We start from the raw sequence: 23,710 nt of genomic DNA, 5'->3' as shown, positions 1-23,710 counted from the left end.
CGAAAGCCGATCAGGTTTGGATTCGAATTCGATGAACGTTCTTCTGGTGCTGCTTGCATTCTGGGTGCCTGGGCTCGTCTTCGGAGCGGCCATCCGGTTGCGCGGGTGGACACTCGCCGCCGCGGCGCCGCTGCTGACGTTCGGGGTCATCGCGCTCGGCGTCCCGGTGCTGGGCGGCCTTGGCATCCGCTGGTCGCTGCTCAACGTCGTCCTGTGGACACTGGTGCTCGCTGTCGTCGGCTTCGGGTTGGCGTTCGCGGCGCAGCGGCTGCGTGCCCGCAGGCACCCGGACTGGGCAGGCGAGGAGCTGGAGAAGCTGCCGCTGCGCGACCACCTCGTGATGGCGGCGGGCGTCGTCGTCGCACTGGGCGTGGGCACGGTCACCTTCTTGCGCGGCACCAATGGGATCGACACCGTTCAGCAGGGCTGGGACGCGCCTTTCCACGGGAACTTGATCCGCTGGATCGCCGAACACGGCGACGCCCGGCCGTCCACCGTGGGCACTATCGCGAACCTGCCGAATCAGGGCAACTACTTCTACCCCGACACGTATCACGCGTTGCTCGCGCTGGTTTTCGGCAAGGGCGGACTGACCATGATGCCCACGCTGAACCTGGCCGCGCTGGCGGTGATTTTCACCGTGCCGTTCGGGGTCGCCGCACTGTGCCGGGTCTGGGGCATGCCCGCGCTCGGCACCGCCGCGGCCGCCGCGGTCAGCACGTGGTTCAGCGCCTTCCCGTACGACTCGTTGTGGCGCGGTCCGTTGTGGCCCTACGTCGCCGGGGTCGCGTTGATTCCGGCGATGCTGGCGCTCGGCCGCTATTTGCTGAAGCCGAACGGCATCGCCGGTCCGGTCGCGATCGGTGTCGGCGTGGCCGGGTTGTGCGGTCTGCACACCAGTGTCGTGTTCGTGGTCGTTGTTTATTTCCTGCTTATTCTCGTCGCCGTTCTCTGCCGTTTCGAGAAGATCGAATGGCGGCGCAGTCTGCCCTCGCTGATCGCGACCGGCGGGCTGGCGATCGTGCTCGGCGTGCCGCTGGTGCTGCCCTCGCTGTACAACGCCGGCGGGGTCACGAGCGCGTACTGGGCGCCGGAGACCACGCTCGCCGGCGGCTTGGGCCAGACGATCACTTTCTCTCCGATGTCGGACTTCCCGCAGTGGTGGGTCGGCGTGCCCGCGTTCGTCGGGCTCGTCCTGCTCGTGCGGCATCGGCGGATGCTGTGGCTGGTCGCCGCGTACGTCGTGTTCGGCGGCCTCTTCATGCTGACGGTGTCCGTCAACTCGCCGATCATGCAGAAGCTGACCAGCCTCTTCTACAACGACCACTGGCGGATCGCCGCGCTGGTGCCGTTGGCGGGCGCGGTCGCGTTCGGAGAGTTCGCGCACACCGGAGCCGCCTGGTTCGCGCGGAAGGCACAGCCGCGGGTCAAGCTCGCACCCGCCGCGCTCGGCGGGGTCGGGGTCGTCCTGCTGCTGGTGGTGTGCGGCGGCCTGAGCAAGGGCGGTTACGCCGGCCGCAACGCGAGCCGGCTGGCCGTCACCTACCAGGACGGGCCGACCGTGTCCAAGCCGGAGGAAGCCGCCTTCGCCTGGCTGGGCCAGCACACCGTGCCGGGCGAGCGGGTGATGAACAACCGGTCCGACGGTTCCGCGTGGATGTACGCGCTGGCCGGAGTTCAGCCGGTCGAGTGGACCTTCTACGGTGCCGAGGCGAACACCAAGGCCGCGTACTTGAGCGCGTGGGTCAACGACATCGACAAGTACCAGCAGGTCCGCGCGGACCTCACCGACCTGCGGGTGCGCTATCTGATCCAAGGCAAGGGGAAGGCCGCGGAAAACGCGGTCGAGTCCGTCGGCGTGGCGCGGGTCCGGCCCGGCCCGCAGTTCCGCGTGGTGTTCCGCAACGAGGGCGCGACGATCTACGAAATCGCCGGACAGTCCGGCGTGACCGGCCCTACCACAGCGAACGGTCAGTAAGCGGTTATGGTGGCTGCCGTGTCCAGCACATCCGTGAGCACTCGACGCGTGCTCATCGTGATGCCCGCGCTCAATGAGCAAGACAGCGTTGTTTCGGTGCTCGCTCAGGTCAAGCAGTCGCTGCCGGCCGCGGACGTGCTGGTGGTCGACGACGGTTCGACCGACCGCACCGCCGAACTCGCCCGCGCCTGCGGCGTCCGGGTGGCCCGGCTGTCGGTGAACCTCGGCGTGGGCGGCGCGATGCGCACCGGTTTCCGTTACGCCGCCGCGCGCGGCTACGACGCCGTCGTCCAGGTCGACGCCGACGGCCAGCACGACCCGGACGAGGTCGACGCCTTGTTGCGGCTCCTCGACGAGGGCGCCGACATCGCGATCGGCTCCCGGTTCGCAGGCAAGGGCGCCTACCGCGCGGTCGGGCCGCGCAAGTACGCGATGGTCGCGCTGTCGCTGGTGTTCAGCCGGCTGTCCGGCGGCAAGCTCACCGACGTCACCTCCGGGTTCAAGGCGATGGGCCCGCGCGCGATCCGCCTGTTCGCCGGCTACTACCCGGCCGAGTACCTCGGCGACACGGTCGAGGCGCTGGTGATGGCGATCCGGGCGAAACTGTCCATTCGGGAGACTCCGGTGGTCATGCGCGAACGGGCGGGCGGCAAGCCGAGCCATTCGCCGGTGAAGTCCGCGGTGTACCTGGGCCGCGCGGGGCTCGCCCTGCTGCTCGCGCTCGTGCGTCGTCGTCCGTCCGTCGACTCGTCCGCCGCGGCGTAGGGAGGCTTCATGGCAGGCTGGCAGGTACTGAGCATCGTCATCGCGGCTCTGGTGCTGCTCGTCGTCGTCGAGATGATGCGGCGGCGCAAGCTGCGCGAGAAGTACGCCGGCATCTGGCTCGTGGTGGCGCTCGGCGTAGTGGTGCTCGCGGTGGTCCCGCCGGTCGCGGAGTTCCTGGCGCACCTCACCGGGGTCGCCACCCCGTCGAACTTCGTGTTTTTCCTGGCCGGAGTGGTTCTCGCACTGGTGTCGTTGCAGCTTTCGACCGAGGTCGGGCACCTGGAGGAAGAGGTGCGGACCGCGGTCGAGGAGACCGCGTTGCTGCGTTGCGAACTCGAAGACACCCAGCGCGCTCTCGAAGCCCGTATCGCGGAGCTGGAGAAGCGCACGTCCGCCCCCGACAATGTGGACGGCCTGCCCGAAGCGAGCCCGGCACGCGTTCGCTGATCTCCGCGCTGCTCGCCGCTCCGCCCCGGCTCGGCGGCGTCCGCGTGCTGGCCATCGACGGTCCGTCCGGGGCCGGGAAGTCCACTCTCGCCGCTGAGACGGTCGACGCTCTCGGCTCGCGTGCCGCGCTGGTCAGCACGGACGCCTTCGCCACCTGGGACGATCCCGTCGCGTGGTGGCCGCAGCTGGAAGACGGCGTGCTGACGCCGCTGGCGCAGGGTCGGCCCGGCGAGTACCGCCGGGTGGACTGGACCTCCGGCGCGCCGCGGCCCGGTGAGCTGGTGCGCGTCGAGGTGCCCGAGGTGCTGGTGCTGGAAGGCGTGTCGAGCGGACGCCGGGCGCTCCGGCCCCGGCTGTCGCGGCTGTGCTGGATCGAGGGCGGCACCGAGGCCGAACGGTTGTCCAGGGCAGTCGCCCGGGACGGCGAGGCGGCCCGCGGCGAGCTGCGGCGCTGGCAGTCGTTCGAACGCGGCTGGTTCGCTGTCGACGGCACTCGCGAGGCGGCGGACCAGCTGGTCTGAACAACCGGAATGCCTGCTCGACATCGGTTTGCGGGCAGCGAAAACGGCTATTGCGCGGAATGCGCGAGCGCTGGAAACTCGAGTACAAACTGGGCCGTTTCAGCGTGCTTCGCGGGCAACTGCGCGGGCCCGTCGCAAGGGTTCCGGAACATCCACGGCACCCGGAACGGACAACCCGTCTCGCTAGGCCAACCGGGTGAGCAAACCGCCACTCAACGTACCAAACCGGCGGTTTTCGCTACGCAGAGCGCACAATTGCCGACACGTTGCGGTCAATTTGGGGCTTACGTAGCGCGATCGTAACCTCACGTGCTTAAGCGGGGGCCGAGTTCCCGCTAGTGTCACCGAACACACCGATCGCACTGGTCTTCCCGAACTGACCGCCGACGGTGAATTTCGATACACCGAACATTCCCAAGGGGTGCCAGATGCAGCAATTGCGGCTGACCCGAACACGCCGGGCAGCTCTGATCGGACTCGCGGGCGCGCTCGCGGTCTCGCTGTCCGCGTGCGCGGAATCGAAGCGCGACGAGTCCGGAGGCGGTGGTTCCGGGGGCACCATGGTCTTCGGCAACACCGGCAACCCGAAGATGTTCGACCCGATCTTCAACGACGAGGGCGAGACGTTCCGGATCACCCGGCAGATGCTGGACACGCTGATCCAGAACAAGCCGGGCACCGCTGACCTGGCCCCGTCGCTCGCCACGAAGTGGACGCCGAGCAACGACGGCAAGACCTGGACGTTCGACCTCAAGCAGGGCGTGAAGTTCAGCGACGGCACCGCGTTCGACGCGAAGGCCGTCTGCTTCAACTTCGATCGCTGGTACAACATGAAGGGCGCCACCGCCCAGAGCCAGATGATCTACTACGGCGACGTCTTCGAGGGCTTCGCGAACAACGAGGGCACCACCAAGGGCCAGCCGATCTACAAGAGCTGCGAGGCGAAGGACGACCACACCGCGGTTCTGAACCTGAACCGCGCGAAGGGCGCCTTCCCCGCCGCGTTCACGCTGCCGTCGTTCGCGATCCAGAGCCCCACCGCGCTGCAGAAGTACAACGCGGACAAGGTCACCGGCTCCGGCACGTCGATCACGTATCCGGAGTACGGCTACAAGCACCCGACCGGCACCGGCCCGTTCAAGTTCGACAGCTGGGACCAGGGCAACGGCCAGATCACCTTGGTGCGCAACGACGCCAGCACGATGCCGCAGCCGGCGAAGCTGGACAAGCTCGTGTTCAAGGTGATCCCGGACGAGAACGCCCGCAAGCAGGCGCTCAAGGCCGGCGACATCAACGGGTACGACTTCCCGGCCCCCGCCGACTACGGGCTGCTGCGCAACGACGGCGAGAAGGTGCTGATCCGCCCGTCGTTCAACGTGCTCTACCTGGGCATCAACCAGGCCGGCCCCAACGGCGCGAAGCTGCAGAACCCCAAGGTCCGCCAGGCGCTGGCCTACGGCATCAACCGCGAGCAGTTCGTGCGCTCCAAGCTGGCCGAGGGTTCCGAGGTCGCGACCGAGTTCGTGCCGAAGGCGATCTCCGGCTACACCGACGACGTGACCAAGTACCCGTACGACAAGGAACGCGCCAAGCAGCTTCTCAAGGAAGCCGGCGCCGAGGGCATGACCCTGAAGTTCTACTACCCGACCGAGGTCACCCGGCCCTACATGCCGAACCCGGCCGACACCTACACCGCGATCTCCGAGGACCTGAAGGCCATCGGCATCAACGTGCAGCCGGTCGCCGAGTCGTGGAACGGCGGGTACAAGGACGACGTGCAGCAGAACGGCAAGCAGGACATCCACCTGCTCGGCTGGACCGGTGACTACAACGACGCGGGCAACTTCGTCGGCACCTTCTTCGGTCGCCCGAAGCCGGAGTTCGGCCTGTCCGACCAGAACAACCAGGGCATCTTCAAGGCGCTCGCCGACGCGGACGCCGCGGCCGCGGGCGACGCGCACACCAAGGCGTACCAGGACGCGAACAAGAAGATCATGGAATACCTGCCCGCCATCCCGATCGCCTACCCGACGCCGGCGATCGTGGTCGGCCCGAAGATCAAGGGCGTGGTGGCCAGCCCGCTCACCGACGAACGCTTCGACACCGTCACGATCGGCTGACGTGCTCCACTGAGCAGCCAGGCCAAGGGCAGGTGCTACCGCGCCTGCCCTTGGCCTCGTTCCCGGGCTGTACACAAAGGACTACTCGTGCTCCGTTTTCTCGTGCGTCGGCTGCTACAAGCGATCCCGACGCTGCTCATCCTGTCCATCCTGGTGTTCGCCTGGTTGCGCTCACTCCCCGGCGGGCCCGCGTCCGCTCTGCTCGGGGACAAGGCGACCCCGGAGAAACTGGCGAACCTCAACCACGTCCTCGGTCTAGACCAGCCGATTTTCGTGCAGTACTTCAAATTCCTCGGCCGCGCGATCACCGGGGATTTCGGCAATTCGCTCGTGTCGTCCCGGCCGGTGATGTCGGAGATCGGCACGTTCCTCCCGGCCACCATTGAACTGGGCATCACGGCGATGCTCATCGCCGTGGCGGCCGGTATTTCGTTCGGCTACCTCGCCGCCCGGTTCCGCGGCCAGATCGTCGACAACGTCATCATCGTGCTGACCCTGGTCGGCGTCGCGGTGCCGATCTTCTTCCTCGGCTACATGATGCAGGACCTGCTTTCCACGCCGCTCGGACTGCCGTCGCAAGGCAGGCAGGCTCCCGGCATCGACGCCACCGTCGTCACGCATTTCGCCATTCTCGACGGAATGATGACCGGCGAATGGGACGCGGTCTGGGACGCGATCAAGCACCTCATTCTTCCCGCGCTCGCGCTCGCCACCATTCCGCTCGCGGTGATCACCCGGATCACCCGCGCGTCGGTGCTCGACGTGTTCAACGAGGACTTCATCCGCACTGCGAACTCGAAGGGCCTCACCCAGCCCGTGGTCCGCCAGCGGCACGTGCTGCGCAACGCACTGCTGCCGGTGATCACCACGATCGGCCTGCAGACCGGCGCGCTGCTCGGCGGCGCCGTGCTGACCGAGCGAGTGTTCAACTTCCGCGGCCTCGGATTCCTTCTGGCCGAAGGGATCGACAAGCGGGACTACCCGCGGCTGCAGGCGCTGCTGCTTCTCGGGGCACTGGTCTACGTGCTCGTGAACATGCTCGTGGATATTTCCTACGGGCTCATCGACCCGAGGGTGCGTGTGCGGTGAACACTCTGCTGAACAAGAAGAAAGAGCCGATCGACAAGCTCGCCGCGGCTTCGGCGGGCGGGCGCAGCCTCGGCGCCGAAGCGCTGCGCCGGATGCTGCGCAGCCCGGTGGCGATCGTCGGCGGCGTGATCACCGTGCTGTTCCTGCTGCTGGCGATTTTCGCGCCGCTGCTCGCGCCGAAGGACCCGCAGGTCCGGTATCTGCAGGACAAGGTCATCCTCGGCCGGGGCATCATCCCGGGCGCACAGCCCGGTTTTCCGCTCGGCGTGGACGATTTCGGCCGCGACTTCCTGTCCCGGCTGCTCATCGGCGCACAGCAGACGCTGCTGGTCGGCGTGCTCGCCACGGTGATCGGCGTGCTCATCGGCGCGCTTATCGGCGGGCTCGCGGGCGCGTTCGGCGGCTGGGTCGACACTGTCCTCATGCGACTGGTCGACGTGCTGCTGGCGTTTCCCTCGCTGCTGCTGGCGATTTCGATCGCGGCGCTGTTCGCGAAGCCGAGCCAGTGGACGGTGATCATCGCGGTGTCGATCATCGGCGTGCCGATTTTCGCCCGGCTGCTGCGCGGTTCGATGCTCGCCCAGCGCGAGGCGGACCACGTGCTGGCGGCGACGTCGCTCGGCGTGAAGCGCACGACGATCGTGTTCCGGCACATGCTGCCGAACTCGCTCGGCCCGGTGATCGTGCAGGCGACGCTGACCCTGGCGACCGCGATCCTGGAAGCCGCGGCGCTGTCGTTCCTCGGTCTCGGCGATCCGGACCCGACCCGCGCGGAGTGGGGTTTGATGCTGGGCAGCGCGTCCCAGCACTACCTCGACATCCGGCCAGAGCTGGCGTACTACCCGGCCATCGCGATCATCATCGTGGCGCTCGGGTTCACCCTGCTCGGCGAGTCCCTCCGCGAATCCCTCGACCCGAAGAACCGGCGGTGACCCCGTGGCACTTCTCGAAGTCCGCGACCTGAAGGTCGTGTTCTCCCGGCGCGGCGAGCGTCCGTTCACCGCGGTCGACGGCGTGAGTTTCGACGTCGAACCCGGCCAGACGGTCGGGCTGGTTGGCGAGTCCGGCTGCGGCAAGTCGGTGACCTCGCTCGCGATCATGCGGCTGCTGGCCAAGCGCGGCAACACCGTCAGCGGTTCGGTGCGCTTCGAGGGCACCGATCTGCTGACCCTGTCCGACCGCGAAATGCGCGACCGGCGCGGCCGCGATCTCGGCATGGTGTTCCAGGATCCGCTGTCCTCGCTGAACCCGGTCATCCCGATCGGGCTGCAGATCACCGAGGTGCTGGAGCGCCACCGCGACATGCCGCGCAAGAAGGCGCGGATCGAAGCGGCGGAACTGCTCGACAAGGTCGGCATTCCCGACCCGACGCGCCGGCTTTCCGAGTACCCGCACCAGCTTTCCGGCGGGATGCGGCAGCGCGCGCTGATCGCGATCGCGCTGGCGTGCCGTCCGCGGCTGCTCATCGCGGACGAGCCGACCACCGCGCTCGACGTGACGATCCAGGCGCAGATCCTCGCCCTGCTGCGGGAACTGGTGCAGGACACCGGAACCGCGCTGGTGATGATCACGCACGACCTCGGCGTCGTCGCCGGGCTCTGCGACGAGGTCAACGTGCTGTACGGCGGCCGGATCGTGGAGCGCCAGGAACGGCATTCGCTGTTCGCGCAGCCGCGGCACCCGTACACGCACGGCCTGCTGGCCTCGATCCCGCGGCTCGACGAGGGCCGCGGCGAGAAGCTGGTGCCGATCCGCGGTTCGGTCTCGGACAACATCCCGTGGGACGGCGGTTGCGCGTTCGCGCCGCGCTGCCCGAACGCGGTCGCGGCCTGCCTGGAGAATTCGCCGGAGCTCGTTCCCGACCGGAACGGCTTGCTGCGCTGCCACAACCCGGTGCAACCCGCCGTGGCGGCGGGAGGAGGAACCCGATGACGGTGGCGAACACCGACGAGGTGCTGCTCGAGGTCACCGGCCTCAAGGTGCACTTCCCGATCAAGCGCGGCATCGTCGTGGACCGCACGGTGGGCCACGTGTTCGCGGTGGACGGGGTCGACCTGTCGATCCGCCGCGGCGAAACCTACGGCCTGGTCGGCGAATCCGGCTGCGGCAAGTCGACGCTCGGCCGCGCGATCCTGCGGCTCAACGAGCCGACCGACGGCAAGGTCGTCTTCGACGGCACCGACGTCGCCCAGCTCAAGGGCGAGCAGCTGCGCAAGGCGCGGCGGCGGATGCAGATGGTGTTCCAGGACCCGATGTCGAGCCTGGACCCGCGCCAGTCGGTCGAGTCGATCCTCGTCGAGGGCATGCGCGCGCACGGGCTCGACAAGGACAAGGAGTCCACCGCGAAACGGCTGCGCGAGCTGCTGAACGCGGTCGGCCTTCCGGAGACCTCGCTGCGGAAGTACCCGCACGAGTTCTCCGGCGGTCAGCGCCAGCGCATCGGCATCGCGCGGGCGCTGTCGGTGGAGCCGGACCTGATCGTCGCCGACGAACCGGTGTCCGCCCTGGACGTTTCGGTGCAGGCGCAGGTGGTGAACCTGCTGGAGGATCTGCAGGAAGAGCTCGGTCTCACCTACGTGGTGATCGCGCACGACCTCGCCGTGGTCCGGCACATCTCCGACCGGATCGGCGTGATGTACCTCGGCGCGCTGGTCGAGGAAACGACGTCGGAGGAGCTGTACCAGAACCCGCTGCATCCCTACACGCGCGCGCTGCTGTCGGCGATCCCGGTGCCGGACCCGGTGGTGGAGGACAGCCGCGAGCAGATCCTGCTCGCCGGCGACCTTCCCTCGCCGGCCAATCCGCCGTCGGGCTGCCGGTTCCACACGCGGTGCCCGTGGAAGCAGGAAAGCCTCTGCACCACCGATCGACCGCAGCTGCGCGAGATCGGCGCCGGGCACCGGGTGGCCTGCCACTACGCGGAGGACATCCGCGACGGGCGGATCCAGCCGCACAAGGTCGAGGCGGAACTGGTCGACGCCGGGGCGCTGAACCCGGACCTCGGCCCGCCGGACGTCGGTTCGGCCGCCGAGATCCTCTGAACCGTCCGTCCGTGAGGGGAACCCTGAGGGAATCAGATTCCCTCAGGGGTTCCCCTCACGGCTTTCAGGGCTGGAGATCGACGGCGGCGCGGAACGAACCGTCCATGTGGAACGGCGTCGAAACGTGCTCGTGCGTGATCAGCCAGCTGTTTTCCTTGCGCTGCAAGGCAAGCGTGGCGCGGAACCAGAGGGTGAACGATTCGCTCTGGCCCCGCGGCGTCGCGGTCAGCTTCGCCAGCGCCGTCACCACCGCCAGCTCGCCGGACACGGTGATCTCCTCGTCGTGGTAGGTGTAGGAAATCGGCCCGTCGAAGGTGCTGAACCACTGCGTGACGTACTCCGCGGAAGCACCGGTCGTGCGCAGCGGCGGGGCGAGATCGAACTTGACCGCCTTCTCGGCGTAGCTCGCGACGACCCGTTGCGCGTCCTTGGCGTGCATCGCGGCGGTGCGCTCGGCCAGCAGGTCGCGGATCTCGTTCTCGGACATTTTGTGTTCTCCTTTTCCCGGATGGTTGTTACGTCCGGGACGTCGAAGCCGTCCGCGCGGCTTCGACATCAGGGGTAGAAAACTTTTTCGAGGAGGCTTCCGATGAAGTATCTGGTCCTGATCTACGGCAACCCGGCGTCGCGCGCGGCCTGGGCGGGGATGTCCGACGAGCAGAAGGCCGAGGGGCTGCGTGCCTACCAGCGGTTCCACGAGGAGCTGGCCGGAACCGGCGAGCGGATCGTGTCCGAACGGCTGGCCGCGCCGGAGCTGACGAAGCAGGTCCACGTCCGCACCGGCGGCGTGAGCACCACCGACGGCCCGTTCGCCGAGATCAAGGAACAGCTCGCCGGGTTCTACCTGCTGGAATGCGATTCGGAGGCCCGCGCGCTGGAGATCGCCGCGCGGATCCCGGAGGCCCCGTACGCGACGATCGAGGTGCGGCCGGTGATGGGGCTGACCGGCGACGTGGACTTCGAGCTGTGATCGACCGCGTCCTGCGCGAGGCCATTCCGCAGGTGCTGACCGCGCTCGTGCGCCGCTACGGCGATTTCGGCAAATGCGAGGACGCCGTGCAGGAGGCCCTGCTCGCCGCCGCCGTGCAGTGGCCGAAGGACGGTGTTCCGGACAATCCGAAGGCCTGGCTCATCACTACTGCCTCGCGCCGGCGGATCGAGATGTGGCGCAACGAAGCCGCCCGCATCCGTCGTGAGGAAACGGTGGCCGCGCTGGAACCGCCGTCCTTCGAACTCGTGCAGCAGCAGGACGACACTCTCACCCTGTTGTTGCTCTGCTGCCATCCCGCGTTGACCCGCCCGTCGCAAGTGGCTCTCACCTTGCGCGCCGTCGGCGGCTTGACCACTGCGGAGATCGCGCGGGCCTACCTCGTCCCGGAGCCGACGATCGGCCAGCGGATCAGCCGGGCGAAACACAAACTGCGCGGTGCGGAGTTCGCCCTACCGCCGCGGGACGAACTGCCGGAGCGCGTCGCCGCGGTTTTGCAAGTGCTGTATCTGGTGTTCACCGAAGGCCACACCGCCAGCTCCGGCAGCGAGGTGAACCGTGTCGAACTGACCGCCGAGGCCATCCGGCTCACCCGGCAACTGCACGCACTGCTGCCTGTCGACGGCGAGGTCGCCGGACTGCTCGCCCTCATGCTGCTCACCGACGCCCGCCGTCCGGCCCGCACTGGCCGGGACGGAATCCCGGTGCCGCTGGCCGAACAAGACCGCTCGCTCTGGGACGCGTCCGCGATCGCCGAAGGCAGCGCGCTCATCGAACACGCGCTGGCGACCACCCCGGTCGGCCCGTACCAACTGCAGGCCGCGATCGCCGCCGTGCACGACGAAGCCCCGACCGCCGACGCCACCGACTGGCCGCAGATCTTGGTGCTGTACGACCTTCTCCAGCAGATCGCCCCCGGCCCGATAGTCACCCTCAACCGGCTGGTCGCGCTCGCCCGCGTCGAGGGCCCGGAGCTCGCGCTGAGCGAACTGGACGCCGCCGAGATAGACCACTACCGCGCCGACGTGGTCCGTGCACATCTTCTGGAGCTGTCCGACGACCCGCGAGGCGCCCGCGATTGCTACGTCCGCGCCGCCCAACGCACCTTGAGCCTGCCGGAACGGGAGTACTTCGAATCGCGCGCTTTGCGTGTTATGTCGGAAAAATCCTGAAAAACCCCTGTCGGAAGACGGACCCCACCCCCGACTCCAGGTGGACGCGAGAACCCCCGCGAGCTGGGTACCCTGCGGAGACCAGGCACGGATCACAAGGGGGTAGGCAGTGAACATCGACCACGTGCTGGAGGCGATCCCTCCGCTCTCGGTCTACCTGTTGGTGGGCTTGGTGGTGATGGTCGAAAGCCTGGGCATCCCGCTGCCGGGGGAGATCGTGCTGGTGAGCGCGGCGCTGCTGGCGTCGTCGCACAGCGGGCTGAACCCGGTGTGGATCGGCGCGCTGGCCACCGCGGGCGCGATCATCGGCGACAGCATCGGATACCTGATCGGCCGCAAGGGCGGGAAACGGCTGTTCGCGTGGGCGGGCCGGAAGTTCCCCAAACATTTCGGCCCCGATCACATCGCGAGTGCCGAAAGGATGTTCCACAAACGCGGTATGTGGGCCGTGTTCTTCGGCCGCTTCGTCGCGGTGCTGCGCATCCTGGCCGGCCCGCTCGCGGGGTCGCTCAACATGCACTACCCGCGCTTCCTGATCGCGAACGCCCTCGGCGGCATCGTGTGGGCGGGCGGCACGACGGCGCTCATCTACTACCTGGGCGTGGTCGCCGACAAGTGGCTGAAGGGCTTCCAGTGGGCAGGCCTGGCAGCGGCGCTGGTGATCGGCGTGGTGGTGACGCTGGTGCTGAAGAAGCGCATGGCGCGCCACGCCGCGGAGTCGGCCTCGTCGTCGGACGAGAAGAACGACGCGGTGGCCTGAAGTTTTCGCCCCTGAAATCCCCCGGTGAGTCTTCGGACTCGCCGGGGGTTTTCTGTTCCCGGGCAACCGAACAGAGAGCGAACGATGACCAGTGGCCACGGTACGAGCCGCACAATCGGCGATGTCCGCGACTATCTGCTTCACCAGTTGAACTCCGCCCTTCGCCGGCCTGGCATGTATGGCGGGGAAAGCGCGCTCCTTCTGTTTCTCGATGCCGTCGCGTTCGTCGACGGAGGTGAGCAGCTCTTGGCCGATGACCTGACCGAGCTCCGGGCGCGGGAAGCGTTCGTCTCCACCGGGGTGAGCGGTGCGGTCGAACTCGTCATGGGCGAGAGGGACTCGCACATCATGGCGTCGGTTTACGCCGAGATCGCGCACCGCCGCGGCTGGCTCACCCTGGACAATGCGCTGTCCCGAGTGGACTACGACCGCATCCGAAACCAGATGCGGTCGTGGTGCGCCCACGACCGGAGCCACAGCGAAGTCCTCGCCGAGGTCGGGCCACCGTCGGTACTCCTCGGCGGATCCGACCCGGTTTTCGCGAAGACGTTCGCTTACGGCACCGCGCACCTCGACGACCCGCTTGTCTTCTTCCACCTCGGGAGCGGAACCGAGCCAGGAGCAGACGCCACCTGGCCGTCTGACGAGCCGGAGTCACTGCTGTTAGCGACTCGCTATGGCGGGGCGAGGTTCATCGACAGGTTCGTCTTCACGCCCAAAGGCGCGGCCCGTCGGGGGCGACTCGCGTCGCGACCACACGGCCCGACAAATAGCGCCCGCCAGGAAGAGACGGGCGGCTGAGGCCCCGGCCGGTGACCCTCACACCGGCAGCAATTCCTCCGGCGTAACCGAGGGCTTCCGCCGCAGCGACCCCAGCAAAACCCCGCCGATCACCACCGCCGCCGCGACCAGGGTCAGGACCGTCGGCACCTCGCCGAGGATGAAGAACGACGCCGTCAGCCCCACCACCGGCACCAGCAGTGAGAACGGCGCGACCACGCCCGCCGGGTTGCGGCGCATCAGGGTGGTCCAGATGCCGGACCCGATGACCGTCCCGAAGATCACCACGTACGCCAGCCCCGCGAGGCCGATCAGGCCGGTCTTGGTGCCGAGCGTCGCCAGCGAGTGCCACGCCGCTCCGGGGCCCTCGAAGATGCTCGACAGCGCCAGCATCGGCAGCGGCGGAACCACCGACATCCACAGCGTCAGGTGCAGCGGGTTGTCCGGCTCCGCGCGGCGCATGCTCAGGTTGCCGATCGCCCAGCTCAGCGCGGCCAGCAAGGTCAGCACCACCGGCACCAGCGCGGCGTGGGCGGACTGCTGCCAGGCGATCGCCGTCATGCCCGCGACCGCGAGCAGGATCCCGGCCAGCTGCCGTCCGGAAACGCGTTCCCGCAGCAGCACCGCGCCCAGCAGCACGGTGAACGGCGCCGACGCCTGCAGCACCAGCGACGCCAGCCCGGTCGGCATGCCCAGGTGCATCGCGACGAACAGGAACGCGAACTGTCCGGTGCCGAACCCGAGCCCGTAGCCGAGGAGGTACCGCAGCTTCACCCGCGGCCACGGCACGAGGAAAACCGTCGGGACGGCGATCAGCAGGAACCGCAGCGCGCCCGCGAACATCGGCGGGAACTGGCCGAGTGTGGCGTGGATCGCAATGAAGTTGAGGCCCCACAAGACGGCGACGAACACAGCGAGCAGACGGTCCCGGATGGCCATGCCTCAACTGTGCCTAGGCGAACTTTGAAGCACCAGCGAGAATAACTGCACTGACTGTGTAGCGTTGCTTCACATACACTGCCCGGATGGACTTGGGCAGGCTTCGGACGCTGCGCGAATTCGCCGATCGGGGCAGCGTCACCGCCGCCGCTCAGGCGTTGCACTGCACGCCGTCGGCGATCTCGCAGCAGTTGCGCGCGTTGCAGGCGGAGGTCGGCATCGCGCTCACCGAACCGGCTGGTCGCGGGCTTCGGCTCACCGACGCCGGCCGCGCGCTCGTCGCCCGCGCCGACGACGTGCTGGCCGCGCTGGACCGGGCCGAAGCGGAGCTGGACACCTACCGCAGCGCCCCGCGCGGACGCGTGCGGATCGCGATCTTCCAGTCCGCCGGCCTGATGCTCCTGCCTGGCCTGCTGCGCCGCATCGGCCAGCACGAGAACCTCGAGGTCGACGTCCGCGACGTCGACATGGTCCCGCCGCAGGTGCCGGGCCTGGTCGCCGACTACGACGTCGTCGTCGCTCACCGCGACGAGCACGCGGCCGAGTTCGACACCGAACGTCTCGACGTGGTCCCGTTGCTGCGCGAACCCCTGGACGTCGCCCTCCCGGTCGGCCACCGGCTCGCCCGCAACCGCCGCGTCGGCCTCGCCGATCTCGCGGACGAACGCTGGATCTCGGTGGACCACGGCTTCCCGGTCGACGACGTCCTCCGCTCGCTGACCGTGCGCACCGGGGTGCGGCCGCAGATCGTCCAGCGCATCAACGATTTCCGCATCACCGAACGGCTCGTCGCGGCCGGGCACGGGATCGCGCTGATGCCTCGGTACACAATGGACACTCGGCGGGGCAGCGGTCTGGTCGGCCGCCCGCTGGCCGGAATCCGCGCGGCGCGGCTGGTGGAAGTGGTGTGCCGCACCGGTGCGGCGAACCGTCCGGCGGTCGCGACCGTGATCGACGAAATGCGTGCCGAAGTAGCCGCGCTCACGACCTAGCTGGGTTCCCGGGCGGGCAGACCTCGCAGCAACGTGTCGAGGAAAAGCTCGAACCGCGGTGCGTCCGGCCCGAGGTCGAGCGGGTTTTCCCGGACGGCGAGCCAGCTGACCGTGCAGGTGATGAAGATGTACCAGCTCTGTTCGGCCAGTTCCGGTCGCACTCCGGCATTGGTAAACGCCGTGACCACCTGGGCGCGCAGGCGGCCGAAGGAATCCGCGTTATGCCGATGCGGCCGGGACAATCGACTCGCATAGCCGGGTACCGCGAGGAACTGATCGTGCATCGCCCACGCGACCTTCGCGAGCCACGGCCGCCAAGACCGTCGCGGCGGCTCCTCCGCGGGAAGCACCCGATCCAGCACCACCTCGCTGACCAGATCGAACAGCGCGTCCCGATTGGCGACCCAGCGGTAGAGCGCGCCATGCGTCACGCCGAGCCGCGCGGCCAGCTCGCGCATGGTCAGCGTGTCGAGGTTCCCGGCGGACAACGCCGCGTCGACGATCCGCTCGCGATCGAGCTGTGCGGGACGGCCGGGCCGCGGTCGAGTCATAGTCGGGGACTCTACCGAGACAGGATTAGTGACCAATGGTTAGAAATAGGTGTAGCGTGGTGGCATGGCAGACATCCAAGGTGCCGTGAAGTCCGGCTTCGAACCGGTGCGAGACGAGTTCGCGGCAGTAGCCGACGGATCCGCGCAACTGTCGGCGTACCACCACGGCGAGCAAGTAGTCGACCTTTGGACCGGCGAAGACATCGACGGGGATTCCCTGCTCGGCGCGTACTCCGCGGCGAAAGGGGCGGCGCATCTGACCGTCGCGCTGCTGGTTCAGGACGGCGTGCTGGATCTGGACCAGCGAGTGAGTCACTACTGGCCGGAGTTCGCCGCCGAAGGCAAACAAGACGTCACCCTGCGAGAACTCCTGGCGCACCGAGCCGGCCTGGTCGGCTCCGACGAAGGCTTCAGCCGCGCGGAACTCGCAGACGATCACGTCGTCGCCGAACGCTTAGCTCGCCAACGTCCGTTCTGGCGGCCCGGCACCGCATTCGGTTACCACGCACTGGTAATCGGTGCGCTCAGCGGCGAAGTCGTCCGCCGGGCCACCGGCCGCACCCTCCAGGAAAACTTCGCCGACCGCGTCCGCGATCCGTACACAGTGGACTTTCACCTCGGCCTGCCCGCTGAACTGGAGCCGCGCTTCGTTGCCACGCAACCGATGGTGCTGACTCCCGAACGGCAGCTCCCGCTGCCCGCCGCGAACAGCCTCCAGGGCATCGCGTTCAACCGGCACCATCCGGACGGTCCGGAGGTGTGGGAACTGCCGAACCTCCCGGAAGTCCGACGGCTCGGCTCGGCGTCGTTCGGCGGTGTCGCCTCGGCCCGCGGTCTGGCCCGGATGTACGCGGCCGCGATCAGCCCGCTCGACGGTGAACCGCCATTGCTGAAGCCGGAAATCGCCGCCGAGTTCGCGCAGATCCAGTCCATCGGGCACGACGTGGTGTTGCGCGAGCACAAGGCGTTCGGCATCGGATTCCACGCCACCGGCGAGCGTTACCCGGAACTTGGCCAGGGCAGCTTCGGCCACAGCGGCGCGGGCGGTCAGCAGGCGTTCGCCGACCCCCGCAATGGCATCGCCTACGGCTACACCCGCCGCCGGATCCCGTTCCCCGCCGCAGCCGCTCCGGAGAACGAACCGCTGATCAGGGCGCTGTACTCGGCGCTCCGTGCTGTCGAATCCCGATCGTGATCGCCGAGCCGAGCAATACCGCGATGGTCAGCGACAACGCCAAGCTCAGCCCAGGCTCGGCAACCAGCTGGCCACCGGCGTAGCCGAGAAACGCGACGTACGACGTCCACAGCAGCACGCCCACCGCGGACGCGGTCAGAAATTCGGTAAATCGCCACCGCAATGAACCCGCCAGCAGCGCACCGACTGTCCCGCCGGAAGTCAGCCACCGCGCGACCACCAGGACCGGCCGCGGGTGCCGTCGCAGGCGTCCGTCGAGCCAGTTCGGCCCGGCGGCCAGCTTGCGGCGACGGCCCAGCCGGGCGATCACGACAGCCAGCGACGTCCCGTGCTGCGCGGCGGCCACACCCATGCCGAGCAGCGTCACCTCGGTGGGCAACACCCGAGATCGCGCCGGTTTCTGGACTGAGCGATTTCGCCCGGCCCCAGGGCCGGGCGAAATCGGGAGGGAAGAAACCGGCTCCCCGGCGATCTCGGCGCCCCGGCGGAGCCGGGGCAATCAAACACAGAAACCCGGACAGAGGATGTCAGGGTTCGCGCGCACGCTGGTGGTCCACCGAGAGAAAGGGGACGAACGGAATGAGCGGGGAACTGGCCGGCAAGGTCGCGCTCGTGGCGGGCGGCACGCGCGGGGCGAGCCGGGCGATCGCGGTCGAACTGGGCCGGGCCGGGGCGTACGTGTACGTCACCGGCCGCACGACGCGCGCCGGACGGTCCGAAGTGGACCGTCCGGAGACCATTGAGGACACTCTGGACCAGATCGAAGCCGCCGGCGGCAAGGGAAGCGCGCTGCGGGTCGACCATCTGGTGAGCGACGAGGTCGCCGCGCTCGCCCAGCGGATCGACGCCGAGCACGGCGGTCTCGACATCCTGGTCGACGGCATCTGGGGCGGCGACCGCTATCTGGAGTGGGGCAAACCGATCTGGGAGCACTCGCTGGACGCCAGCCTGCGGATGATGCGGCTGTCCCTCGACGCCCACCTGATCACGAGCCACCATCTGTTTCCGCTGGTCATCCGCCGTCCGGGCGGGCTCGTGATCGAGTTGACCGACGGCACCGCCGAGTACAACGCGAAGTACCGCGAGGGCACGTCGCTGCCGTACTACCTGGCCAAGGCGGCGATCAACGTCCTGGCCGTCGGCGAGGCGGCTGAGCTGAAGGCGCACGACTGCACCGCGATCGCGTTCACGCCGGGATGGCTGCGTTCGGAGGCGATGCTGGAGATCTTCGAGGTCACCGAGGAAAACTGGCGCGACGCGACAGTCCGCGAACCGCATTTCGCGATCTCGGAATCGCCGACCTTCTCCGGCCGCACAGTCGTCGCACTCGCCGCCGACGCGGATCGGCACCGCTGGAACGGTCAGACGGTTTCCAGCGGACAGCTGGCGAAGGTCTACGAGATCGACGACGTGGACGGCAGCCGACCGGACGCGTGGCGGTACATCGAGGAGGTCCAGGAGCCCGGAAAACCCGCCGACGCCACCGGCTACCGCTGACGTCCGTGAGGGGAACCCTGAGGGAATCAGATTCCCTCAGGGTTCCCCTCACGGACGGTTGCGGTCGGCGAGCGCCTGACCGAACTCCGCGACCGCGGCGCGGATCTCCGGCGGGGACAGCACCTCGACGCCGGGGCCGAGGGAAACCAGCTGTCCGACGGCGACTTCCTTGCCCTCCATGGCGAACTCGGCCTCGGCCCACCCGTCGTCGTCCTTCGGGCCGAGCGACACCAGCACCTCGTTCACGTGCTCCGGCCCGAAAACCCGCCGCAACGCACCCGCCGCGGACCGATCGAGCCGAGCCGTCACCTTCAACGGCAGCGGCATCTTCTCGAACTCCGCCGACGACGCGCGCCACCAATCAGCGAGCGAGAATTCTTCCGGGCGCGCAAAGGTTTCACCGGTTTCGGCGACCGCCGTCAACCGGGAGACGCGATACGTCCGCAGGTCTTCCCCGACCCGCGCCACCAGGTACCAAACCCCGGCTTTCAACACGAGCCCCAGCGGATCGAGCGTTCGCCGGGTGACTTTGTCGCGCCGCCGATAGCGCACGTCGAGCTGTCGCTGGGTCCACACCGCCTTCGCGACCATCGGCAGCGCGGCGGTGTCATCTGGCGAGCTGAACCAGGCGGAGGCGTCGAGATGAAAGCGCCCGGCGACCGTCCGGGCCTGTTCCTGCAGCTGAGCTGGCATGCTCGCGGACACTTTCGCGTGCGCGGCGGCCACTGCGGTGCCGAGGCCGAGCCCAGCCAGCGCGTCCGGGACGTCGAGGGCCAGCAGTGCGACAGCCTCCCGAGAGGTGAGGCCGTCGAGCCGAGAACGCCAGCCGTCGACGAGCCGGATGCCGCCGTGCCGCCCTGGTTCACTCCAGAGCGGCACGCCGGCTTCGCGCAACGCGGCGAGATCGCGCCGCAGCGTCCGCTCGGTCACGCCCAGTTCTCCGGCTAGCTCTCCGACAGTGCCCGCGCGTTTGCGGTGCAGCGTAAAGAGAAGCGCGACCAAGCGTTCAGCCCGCATCAGTCGTCAGTCAGCGGTTCGCCCGGTTGACCGCGCTCACCACAGCCCGCAGCGAAGCGGTGACGATCGACGGGTCGACACCGATGCCCCAGAACACCCGGTCGGAGATCGCACATTCGATGTAGGACGCGGCGCGCGAGTCGTCGCCAGGGCTCAGCGTGTGCTCGCTGTAGTCCAGGAGCCGCAGGTCGTAGCCCACAGTGGACAGCGCGTCGAAGAACGCGGCGATCGGCCCGTTGCCGCGGCCGGTGATCTCGTGCTCGTCGCCCTCGACCTTCACCGTGGCCTCGAGGTCGTACTCGCCGCCGCCGTTGTCGGTGACCCGCTGCTTGATCAGCTCCAGCGGGGTCTTCGCCTCCAGGTACTCGGCCGAGAACGCGCGCCACATGGTGGCCGGGTCGACCTCGCCGCCCTCGGTGTCGGTGTAGGCCTGGATGACCTTCGAGAACTCCATCTGCAGCCGGCGCGGCAGGTCGAGCTGGTGCTCGGCCTTCATGATGTAGGCGACGCCGCCCTTGCCGGACTGCGAGTTCACCCGGATCACGGCCTCGTAGGTGCGGCCGACGTCCTTCGGGTCGATCGGCAGGTACGGGACCTCCCACGGGTGCTCGTCGACCGGGACGCCGTTGGAGTCCGCGGCGTCCTTCATCGCGTCGAGGCCCTTGTTGATCGCGTCCTGGTGGCTGCCGGAGAAGGCGGTGAACACCAGGTCGCCGCCCCACGGCGAGCGTTCCGGGACGGGCAGCTGGTTGCAGTACTCGACGGTCCGCTTGATCTCGTCCATGTCGGAGAAGTCGATCTGCGGGTCGATGCCCTGGCTGTAGAGGTTCATGCCCAGCGCGACCAGGTCGACGTTGCCGGTGCGCTCGCCGTTGCCGAACAGGCAGCCCTCGATCCGGTCCGCGCCCGCCTGGTAGCCCAGTTCGGCGGCGGCGATGCCGGTGCCGCGGTCGTTGTGCGGGTGCAGCGACAGGATCACCGAATCGCGGCGCTCCAGGTTGCGGCTCATCCACTCGATCGAGTCGGCGTAGACGTTCGGCGTCGCCATCTCGACGGTCGCCGGCAGGTTCAGGATCACCGGCTTCCGCGGCGTCGGCTGCCAGATTTCGGTGACCGCGTTGCACACCTCGAGCGCGTAGGACAGCTCGGTGCCGGTGTAGGACTCGGGCGAGTACTGGAAGCGGAAGTCGGTGTCGGGCTGCTTCGCCGCCAGCTCGACGACCATTTCCGCGGCCGAGGTGGCGATCTTCTTGATGCCCTCGCGCTCCTCGCGGAACACCACGCGGCGCTGCAGGATCGACGTCGAGTTGTAGATGTGGACGATCGCCCGCGGCGCGCCTTCGAGCGCCTTGAAGGTGCGCTCGATCAGCTCGGGGCGGCACTGGGTCAGCACCTGGATGTGCACGTCGTCCGGGATCGCGCCCTCTTCGATGATCTCGCGCACGAAGTCGAAGTCGGTCTGCGACGCGGCCGGGAAGCCGACCTCGATCTCCTTGTAGCCCATGCGGACCAGCAGGTCGAAGAACTTGCGCTTGCGCGCGGGCGACATCGGGTCGATCAGTGCCTGGTTGCCGTCGCGCAGGTCGACCGCACACCACAGCGGCGCGCGCTCGATGCGCTTGTCCGGCCAGGTGCGGTCGGGTACGTCGATGTTCTCGACGACGTCGTACCAGGGGCGGTAACGGTGAACCGGCATGGACGTGCCGCGCTGCGGGTTCCACGAGGGCTGTCCGGCGGGCGCGGGACGAGAGGGCGTGCGCAGACGGGAATTAGTGGTGCGGGGGTCGGTGCTCATCGCGGGAAAATCTCCTGAACGGATCGGTGCGGACGACCGGCACCACAAAGCCCCGCGACGAGGAGCCGGTCAGATCAGGCCCCGTCGCGGCAGCGAAGCAGGAGTTCACGCGCCACGGGGTCACTGTAACCACCCGGCGCGCCGAAAGGAAAGCCGCCCGTCGCGATCGAACTGTTACGTCGGGTGGCTGATACCTGTTACTAGCGGGTAGCGGGCCGCGAGGCGACGTGCCAGACTGCCCGGCATGGGCGAGCACGCGGAACAAGCGCAGGAAACCGAGGCGAAGGCGCGTCCCCAGCGCACCCCGGTGGACTGGCGGCGCACTCGTGAGCGCGCGGTGTCTTTCATCGCGTCGCTCGTGCGCTGGGCAGGGCTGCTGTTCGCCGCGGTCTTGGTGCTGCACGTGATTTTCGTCATCGGCGAGGCCAACCAGGGCAACGGAATCGTCTCGTTCGTCCGCAGCTGGGCCGACGGGCTTTCGCTCGGCTTCAAGGACCTGTTCACGCCTGGCGACGCGAAGCTGCGGGTGCTGGTGAACTACGGCATCGCGGCGGTGTTCTGGCTGGTTGTGTCGGGGATTCTCGCGAAGATCATCCGTCGCGTCGGAGGCGCTGGCGCCTGATCACGGCTGCCAGACGATCGGCTTTTCCCGGTAGTCCGTGCCCTTGGCCAGCCAGGCGAAAGAGTCGTCGTGGTACTTCGCGCCGGTCACCGTGGTGCCGGGCGCGGCCAGTTCCATCTTGCAGGCGCCGTAGGTCGCGCCTTTGACCGTGAAGCCGTCGACGGCTTCGCTGTGGCACTCCGGCGAGTCCGGGGGCAGGGTCATCCTGCCTTCGGACCCGTCCTTGAGCAGGCCGCTCACGCCCCACGCCCGGGGGGTGGAGAAGTCGTCGCCGGTCTCGTTCGACACGGTGAACCGGACGTAGAACGGCACCAGTCCGGTGAGGTCGTCGCCGAGATTCATCTTGGCCAGTTCCGCCTCGGTGCCCCGGTCGATGCGGGTCACCGTGATGCCGACCGCGCCGACAGGCGAGGAGTCGGTCGTGAACGGCACCACGGCCTTCTCGCCGATTTTGAGCTTCGTTCCCGGCTTGGTGTAGGCGATCTTCGGCCGCGCGGGCGCGCTGGTCGAGGCAGGTGCCGAGGTCGAAGCGGGCGCTGAGGCCGGGGCGGTGCCCGGCGGCGGCGCGTCGGCCGCGCTCGAACACGCGGACAGTGCGAACGCCAACGCCGCCACCAAGACGATCGGTCTTCTGCCGGACATCAGTTCTCCCCAGAACGCGAAAGGGGCGTCAGCCCTCGGCTGACGCCCCGCGGCGGTATCGCGCCGAGCTTACTGCCAGGTCACTGCGTCCTTGCCGTAGTCGGTGTTCGGGGCCAGGTCCCGGTAAGTGCTAGCTCCGTAGCTAGCGCCCTTGACCTCTGCACCAGCCGGAGCCAGCGCCAGCACGCAGCTGGTGTACGACGCGCCCTTCGTGGTGAACGCCTTGCCCGAGTTGCCGCTGTCGCACTTCTCGAACTTGCCGATCACCGACACGTGCGGGCCGCTGGTGCCGTCCGCGAGCAGGCCGTTCATCAGGCCCAGGGAGCTGTAGGCGAAGTCCGATCCGGTCTCGTTCGTCACCTTGACCTGGATGTAGTACGGCGTCATCCCCTTGGCTCGGTCGCCGAGCTTCAGCGGAGCCAGGTCAGCCTCGACGCCCTTGTCGATGCCGGTCACCGTCACGCCGATCGCGCCGGTGTTCTTCTGCGACTTGAACGGCACCACGGCCTTCTCGCCGATTTTGAGCTTCGTGCCCTGCTTGGTGTAGTCGGCCGAGGAGGCACTGCCCGCGGACGAGGAGGACGGGCTCGCCGACGACGGGGCGGCCGAGGAGGCGGGCGGCGTCGCGATCGCCGGGGTGGCGTCACCCTTGGCGTCCGAACTGGAACACCCGGACAGCGCGAACGCCATCGCCGTTGCGGAAACCGCCATCAAAACCGGCACGCCAGTACGCATCTCGTCACTCCTTGAGGAATCTCCTACCGATTCAGTGGCCTGACCGGTTTGGTGCCTATCTGAC

At 68.3% G+C, this 23,710-nt stretch carries 25 protein-coding genes; 17 read left to right on the top strand and 8 right to left on the bottom strand.

Annotation, left to right across the window (positions count from 1 at the left end; all coding sequences use genetic code 11):
• Positions 1-31: 31 nt before the first annotated feature.
• The 9 genes from ACZ7SW_RS00355 (at position 32) to ACZ7SW_RS00315 (ending at position 9,961) form a co-directional block, all read left to right on the top strand.
• Complete coding sequence (locus ACZ7SW_RS00355; protein WP_470228282.1) at positions 32-1,978, top strand: DUF6541 family protein; 1,947 nt, start codon at positions 32-34, stop codon at positions 1,976-1,978.
• Positions 1,979-1,984: 6 nt separating this feature from the next.
• On the top strand, positions 1,985-2,743 hold the full coding sequence (locus tag ACZ7SW_RS00350; protein ID WP_470228281.1) for a glycosyltransferase family 2 protein: 759 nt from the start codon (positions 1,985-1,987) through the stop codon (positions 2,741-2,743).
• 9 nt (positions 2,744-2,752) lie between these two features.
• On the top strand, positions 2,753-3,190 hold the full coding sequence (locus tag ACZ7SW_RS00345; RefSeq protein ID WP_470228280.1) for a DUF2304 domain-containing protein: 438 nt from the start codon (positions 2,753-2,755) through the stop codon (positions 3,188-3,190).
• 44 nt (positions 3,191-3,234) lie between these two features.
• Complete coding sequence (locus tag ACZ7SW_RS00340; protein WP_470228279.1) at positions 3,235-3,711, top strand: uridine kinase family protein; 477 nt, start codon at positions 3,235-3,237, stop codon at positions 3,709-3,711.
• A gap of 428 nt (positions 3,712-4,139) precedes the next feature.
• On the top strand, positions 4,140-5,831 hold the full coding sequence (locus ACZ7SW_RS00335) for an ABC transporter substrate-binding protein (protein WP_470228278.1): 1,692 nt from the start codon (positions 4,140-4,142) through the stop codon (positions 5,829-5,831).
• A gap of 87 nt (positions 5,832-5,918) precedes the next feature.
• A complete protein-coding gene (locus tag ACZ7SW_RS00330) occupies positions 5,919-6,920 on the top strand; it encodes an ABC transporter permease (RefSeq protein ID WP_470228277.1) in 1,002 nt (333 codons plus the stop codon).
• The gene (locus ACZ7SW_RS00325) at positions 6,917-7,852 is read left to right on the top strand and encodes an ABC transporter permease (protein ID WP_470228276.1); all 936 of its coding nucleotides are present in this window, start codon (positions 6,917-6,919) and stop codon (positions 7,850-7,852) included. The genes ACZ7SW_RS00330 and ACZ7SW_RS00325 overlap by 4 nt, the downstream gene beginning before the upstream one ends.
• A 4-nt stretch (positions 7,853-7,856) precedes the next feature.
• Complete coding sequence (locus ACZ7SW_RS00320; protein WP_470228275.1) at positions 7,857-8,852, top strand: ABC transporter ATP-binding protein; 996 nt, start codon at positions 7,857-7,859, stop codon at positions 8,850-8,852.
• Positions 8,849-9,961 (top strand): ABC transporter ATP-binding protein, encoded by a 1,113-nt coding sequence (locus ACZ7SW_RS00315; RefSeq protein ID WP_470228274.1) that lies wholly within the window; start codon positions 8,849-8,851, stop codon positions 9,959-9,961. Before ACZ7SW_RS00320 ends, ACZ7SW_RS00315 begins: the two co-directional genes overlap by 4 nt.
• 64 nt (positions 9,962-10,025) lie before the next feature.
• Here the strand turns inward: ACZ7SW_RS00315 and ACZ7SW_RS00310 are convergent, their stop codons facing one another.
• Positions 10,026-10,448 carry a YybH family protein gene (locus tag ACZ7SW_RS00310; RefSeq protein WP_470228273.1) on the bottom strand — a complete coding sequence of 141 codons (423 nt, stop codon included), beginning with the start codon at positions 10,446-10,448 and terminating at the stop codon, positions 10,026-10,028.
• Positions 10,449-10,550: 102 nt separating this feature from the next.
• Here ACZ7SW_RS00310 and ACZ7SW_RS00305 point away from each other — a divergent pair, with 102 nt between their 5' ends.
• From ACZ7SW_RS00305 to ACZ7SW_RS00290, 4 genes are all read left to right on the top strand, one after another.
• The gene (locus ACZ7SW_RS00305) at positions 10,551-10,931 is read left to right on the top strand and encodes a YciI family protein (RefSeq protein ID WP_470228272.1); all 381 of its coding nucleotides are present in this window, start codon (positions 10,551-10,553) and stop codon (positions 10,929-10,931) included.
• Complete coding sequence (locus tag ACZ7SW_RS00300) at positions 10,928-12,121, top strand: RNA polymerase sigma factor (RefSeq protein ID WP_470228271.1); 1,194 nt, start codon at positions 10,928-10,930, stop codon at positions 12,119-12,121. The genes ACZ7SW_RS00305 and ACZ7SW_RS00300 overlap by 4 nt, the downstream gene beginning before the upstream one ends.
• Positions 12,122-12,230: 109 nt before the next feature.
• The gene (locus ACZ7SW_RS00295) at positions 12,231-12,881 is read left to right on the top strand and encodes a DedA family protein (RefSeq protein ID WP_470228270.1); all 651 of its coding nucleotides are present in this window, start codon (positions 12,231-12,233) and stop codon (positions 12,879-12,881) included.
• 246 nt (positions 12,882-13,127) lie between these two features.
• The gene (locus ACZ7SW_RS00290) at positions 13,128-13,682 is read left to right on the top strand and encodes a hypothetical protein (protein ID WP_470228269.1); all 555 of its coding nucleotides are present in this window, start codon (positions 13,128-13,130) and stop codon (positions 13,680-13,682) included.
• Positions 13,683-13,700: 18 nt separating this feature from the next.
• On the opposite strand, the gene ACZ7SW_RS00285 is transcribed toward ACZ7SW_RS00290, so the two are convergent.
• A complete protein-coding gene (locus tag ACZ7SW_RS00285; protein ID WP_470228268.1) occupies positions 13,701-14,600 on the bottom strand; it encodes an EamA family transporter in 900 nt (299 codons plus the stop codon).
• An 86-nt stretch (positions 14,601-14,686) separates the two neighbouring features.
• Here ACZ7SW_RS00285 and ACZ7SW_RS00280 point away from each other — a divergent pair, with 86 nt between their 5' ends.
• Complete coding sequence (locus ACZ7SW_RS00280) at positions 14,687-15,592, top strand: LysR family transcriptional regulator (RefSeq protein ID WP_378403968.1); 906 nt, start codon at positions 14,687-14,689, stop codon at positions 15,590-15,592.
• On the opposite strand, the gene ACZ7SW_RS00275 is transcribed toward ACZ7SW_RS00280, so the two are convergent.
• Complete coding sequence (locus ACZ7SW_RS00275; RefSeq protein WP_470228267.1) at positions 15,589-16,143, bottom strand: TetR/AcrR family transcriptional regulator; 555 nt, start codon at positions 16,141-16,143, stop codon at positions 15,589-15,591. The two genes, ACZ7SW_RS00280 and ACZ7SW_RS00275, sit on opposite strands and share 4 nt — an antisense overlap.
• 64 nt (positions 16,144-16,207) lie before the next feature.
• On the opposite strand from ACZ7SW_RS00275, the gene ACZ7SW_RS00270 reads away from it, so the two are divergent.
• The gene (locus ACZ7SW_RS00270; RefSeq protein WP_470228266.1) at positions 16,208-17,338 is read left to right on the top strand and encodes a serine hydrolase domain-containing protein; all 1,131 of its coding nucleotides are present in this window, start codon (positions 16,208-16,210) and stop codon (positions 17,336-17,338) included.
• Here the strand turns inward: ACZ7SW_RS00270 and ACZ7SW_RS00265 are convergent.
• Positions 17,292-17,720, bottom strand: a complete 429-nt coding sequence (locus ACZ7SW_RS00265) for a DedA family protein (RefSeq protein ID WP_470228265.1) — start codon at positions 17,718-17,720, stop codon at positions 17,292-17,294. The two genes, ACZ7SW_RS00270 and ACZ7SW_RS00265, sit on opposite strands and share 47 nt — an antisense overlap.
• A 197-nt stretch (positions 17,721-17,917) precedes the next feature.
• Between ACZ7SW_RS00265 and ACZ7SW_RS00260 the strand changes: the two genes are divergently transcribed.
• Positions 17,918-18,835 carry an SDR family oxidoreductase gene (locus tag ACZ7SW_RS00260; RefSeq protein ID WP_470228264.1) on the top strand — a complete coding sequence of 306 codons (918 nt, stop codon included), beginning with the start codon at positions 17,918-17,920 and terminating at the stop codon, positions 18,833-18,835.
• 48 nt (positions 18,836-18,883) lie between these two features.
• Here the strand turns inward: ACZ7SW_RS00260 and ACZ7SW_RS00255 are convergent, their stop codons facing one another.
• Positions 18,884-19,852 carry a helix-turn-helix transcriptional regulator gene (locus tag ACZ7SW_RS00255; protein ID WP_470228263.1) on the bottom strand — a complete coding sequence of 323 codons (969 nt, stop codon included), beginning with the start codon at positions 19,850-19,852 and terminating at the stop codon, positions 18,884-18,886.
• A 10-nt stretch (positions 19,853-19,862) separates the two neighbouring features.
• Positions 19,863-21,647 (bottom strand): 2-isopropylmalate synthase, encoded by a 1,785-nt coding sequence (gene leuA, locus ACZ7SW_RS00250; protein ID WP_470228262.1) that lies wholly within the window; start codon positions 21,645-21,647, stop codon positions 19,863-19,865.
• Positions 21,648-21,891: 244 nt separating this feature from the next.
• On the opposite strand from leuA, the gene ACZ7SW_RS00245 reads away from it, so the two are divergent.
• The gene (locus ACZ7SW_RS00245) at positions 21,892-22,269 is read left to right on the top strand and encodes a hypothetical protein (RefSeq protein WP_470228261.1); all 378 of its coding nucleotides are present in this window, start codon (positions 21,892-21,894) and stop codon (positions 22,267-22,269) included.
• Here the strand turns inward: ACZ7SW_RS00245 and ACZ7SW_RS00240 are convergent, their stop codons facing one another.
• A complete protein-coding gene (locus ACZ7SW_RS00240) occupies positions 22,270-22,911 on the bottom strand; it encodes a hypothetical protein (protein WP_470228260.1) in 642 nt (213 codons plus the stop codon).
• A 69-nt stretch (positions 22,912-22,980) separates the two neighbouring features.
• Positions 22,981-23,646 (bottom strand): hypothetical protein, encoded by a 666-nt coding sequence (locus ACZ7SW_RS00235; protein ID WP_470228259.1) that lies wholly within the window; start codon positions 23,644-23,646, stop codon positions 22,981-22,983.
• Between the last annotated feature and the right edge of the window lie 64 nt (positions 23,647-23,710).

The sequence above is a fragment of the Amycolatopsis sp. NPDC114484 genome (assembly GCF_055633755.1).
Note: the sequence above shows the minus strand (reverse complement) of the source record. Positions and strands in the feature narration are given on the sequence as shown.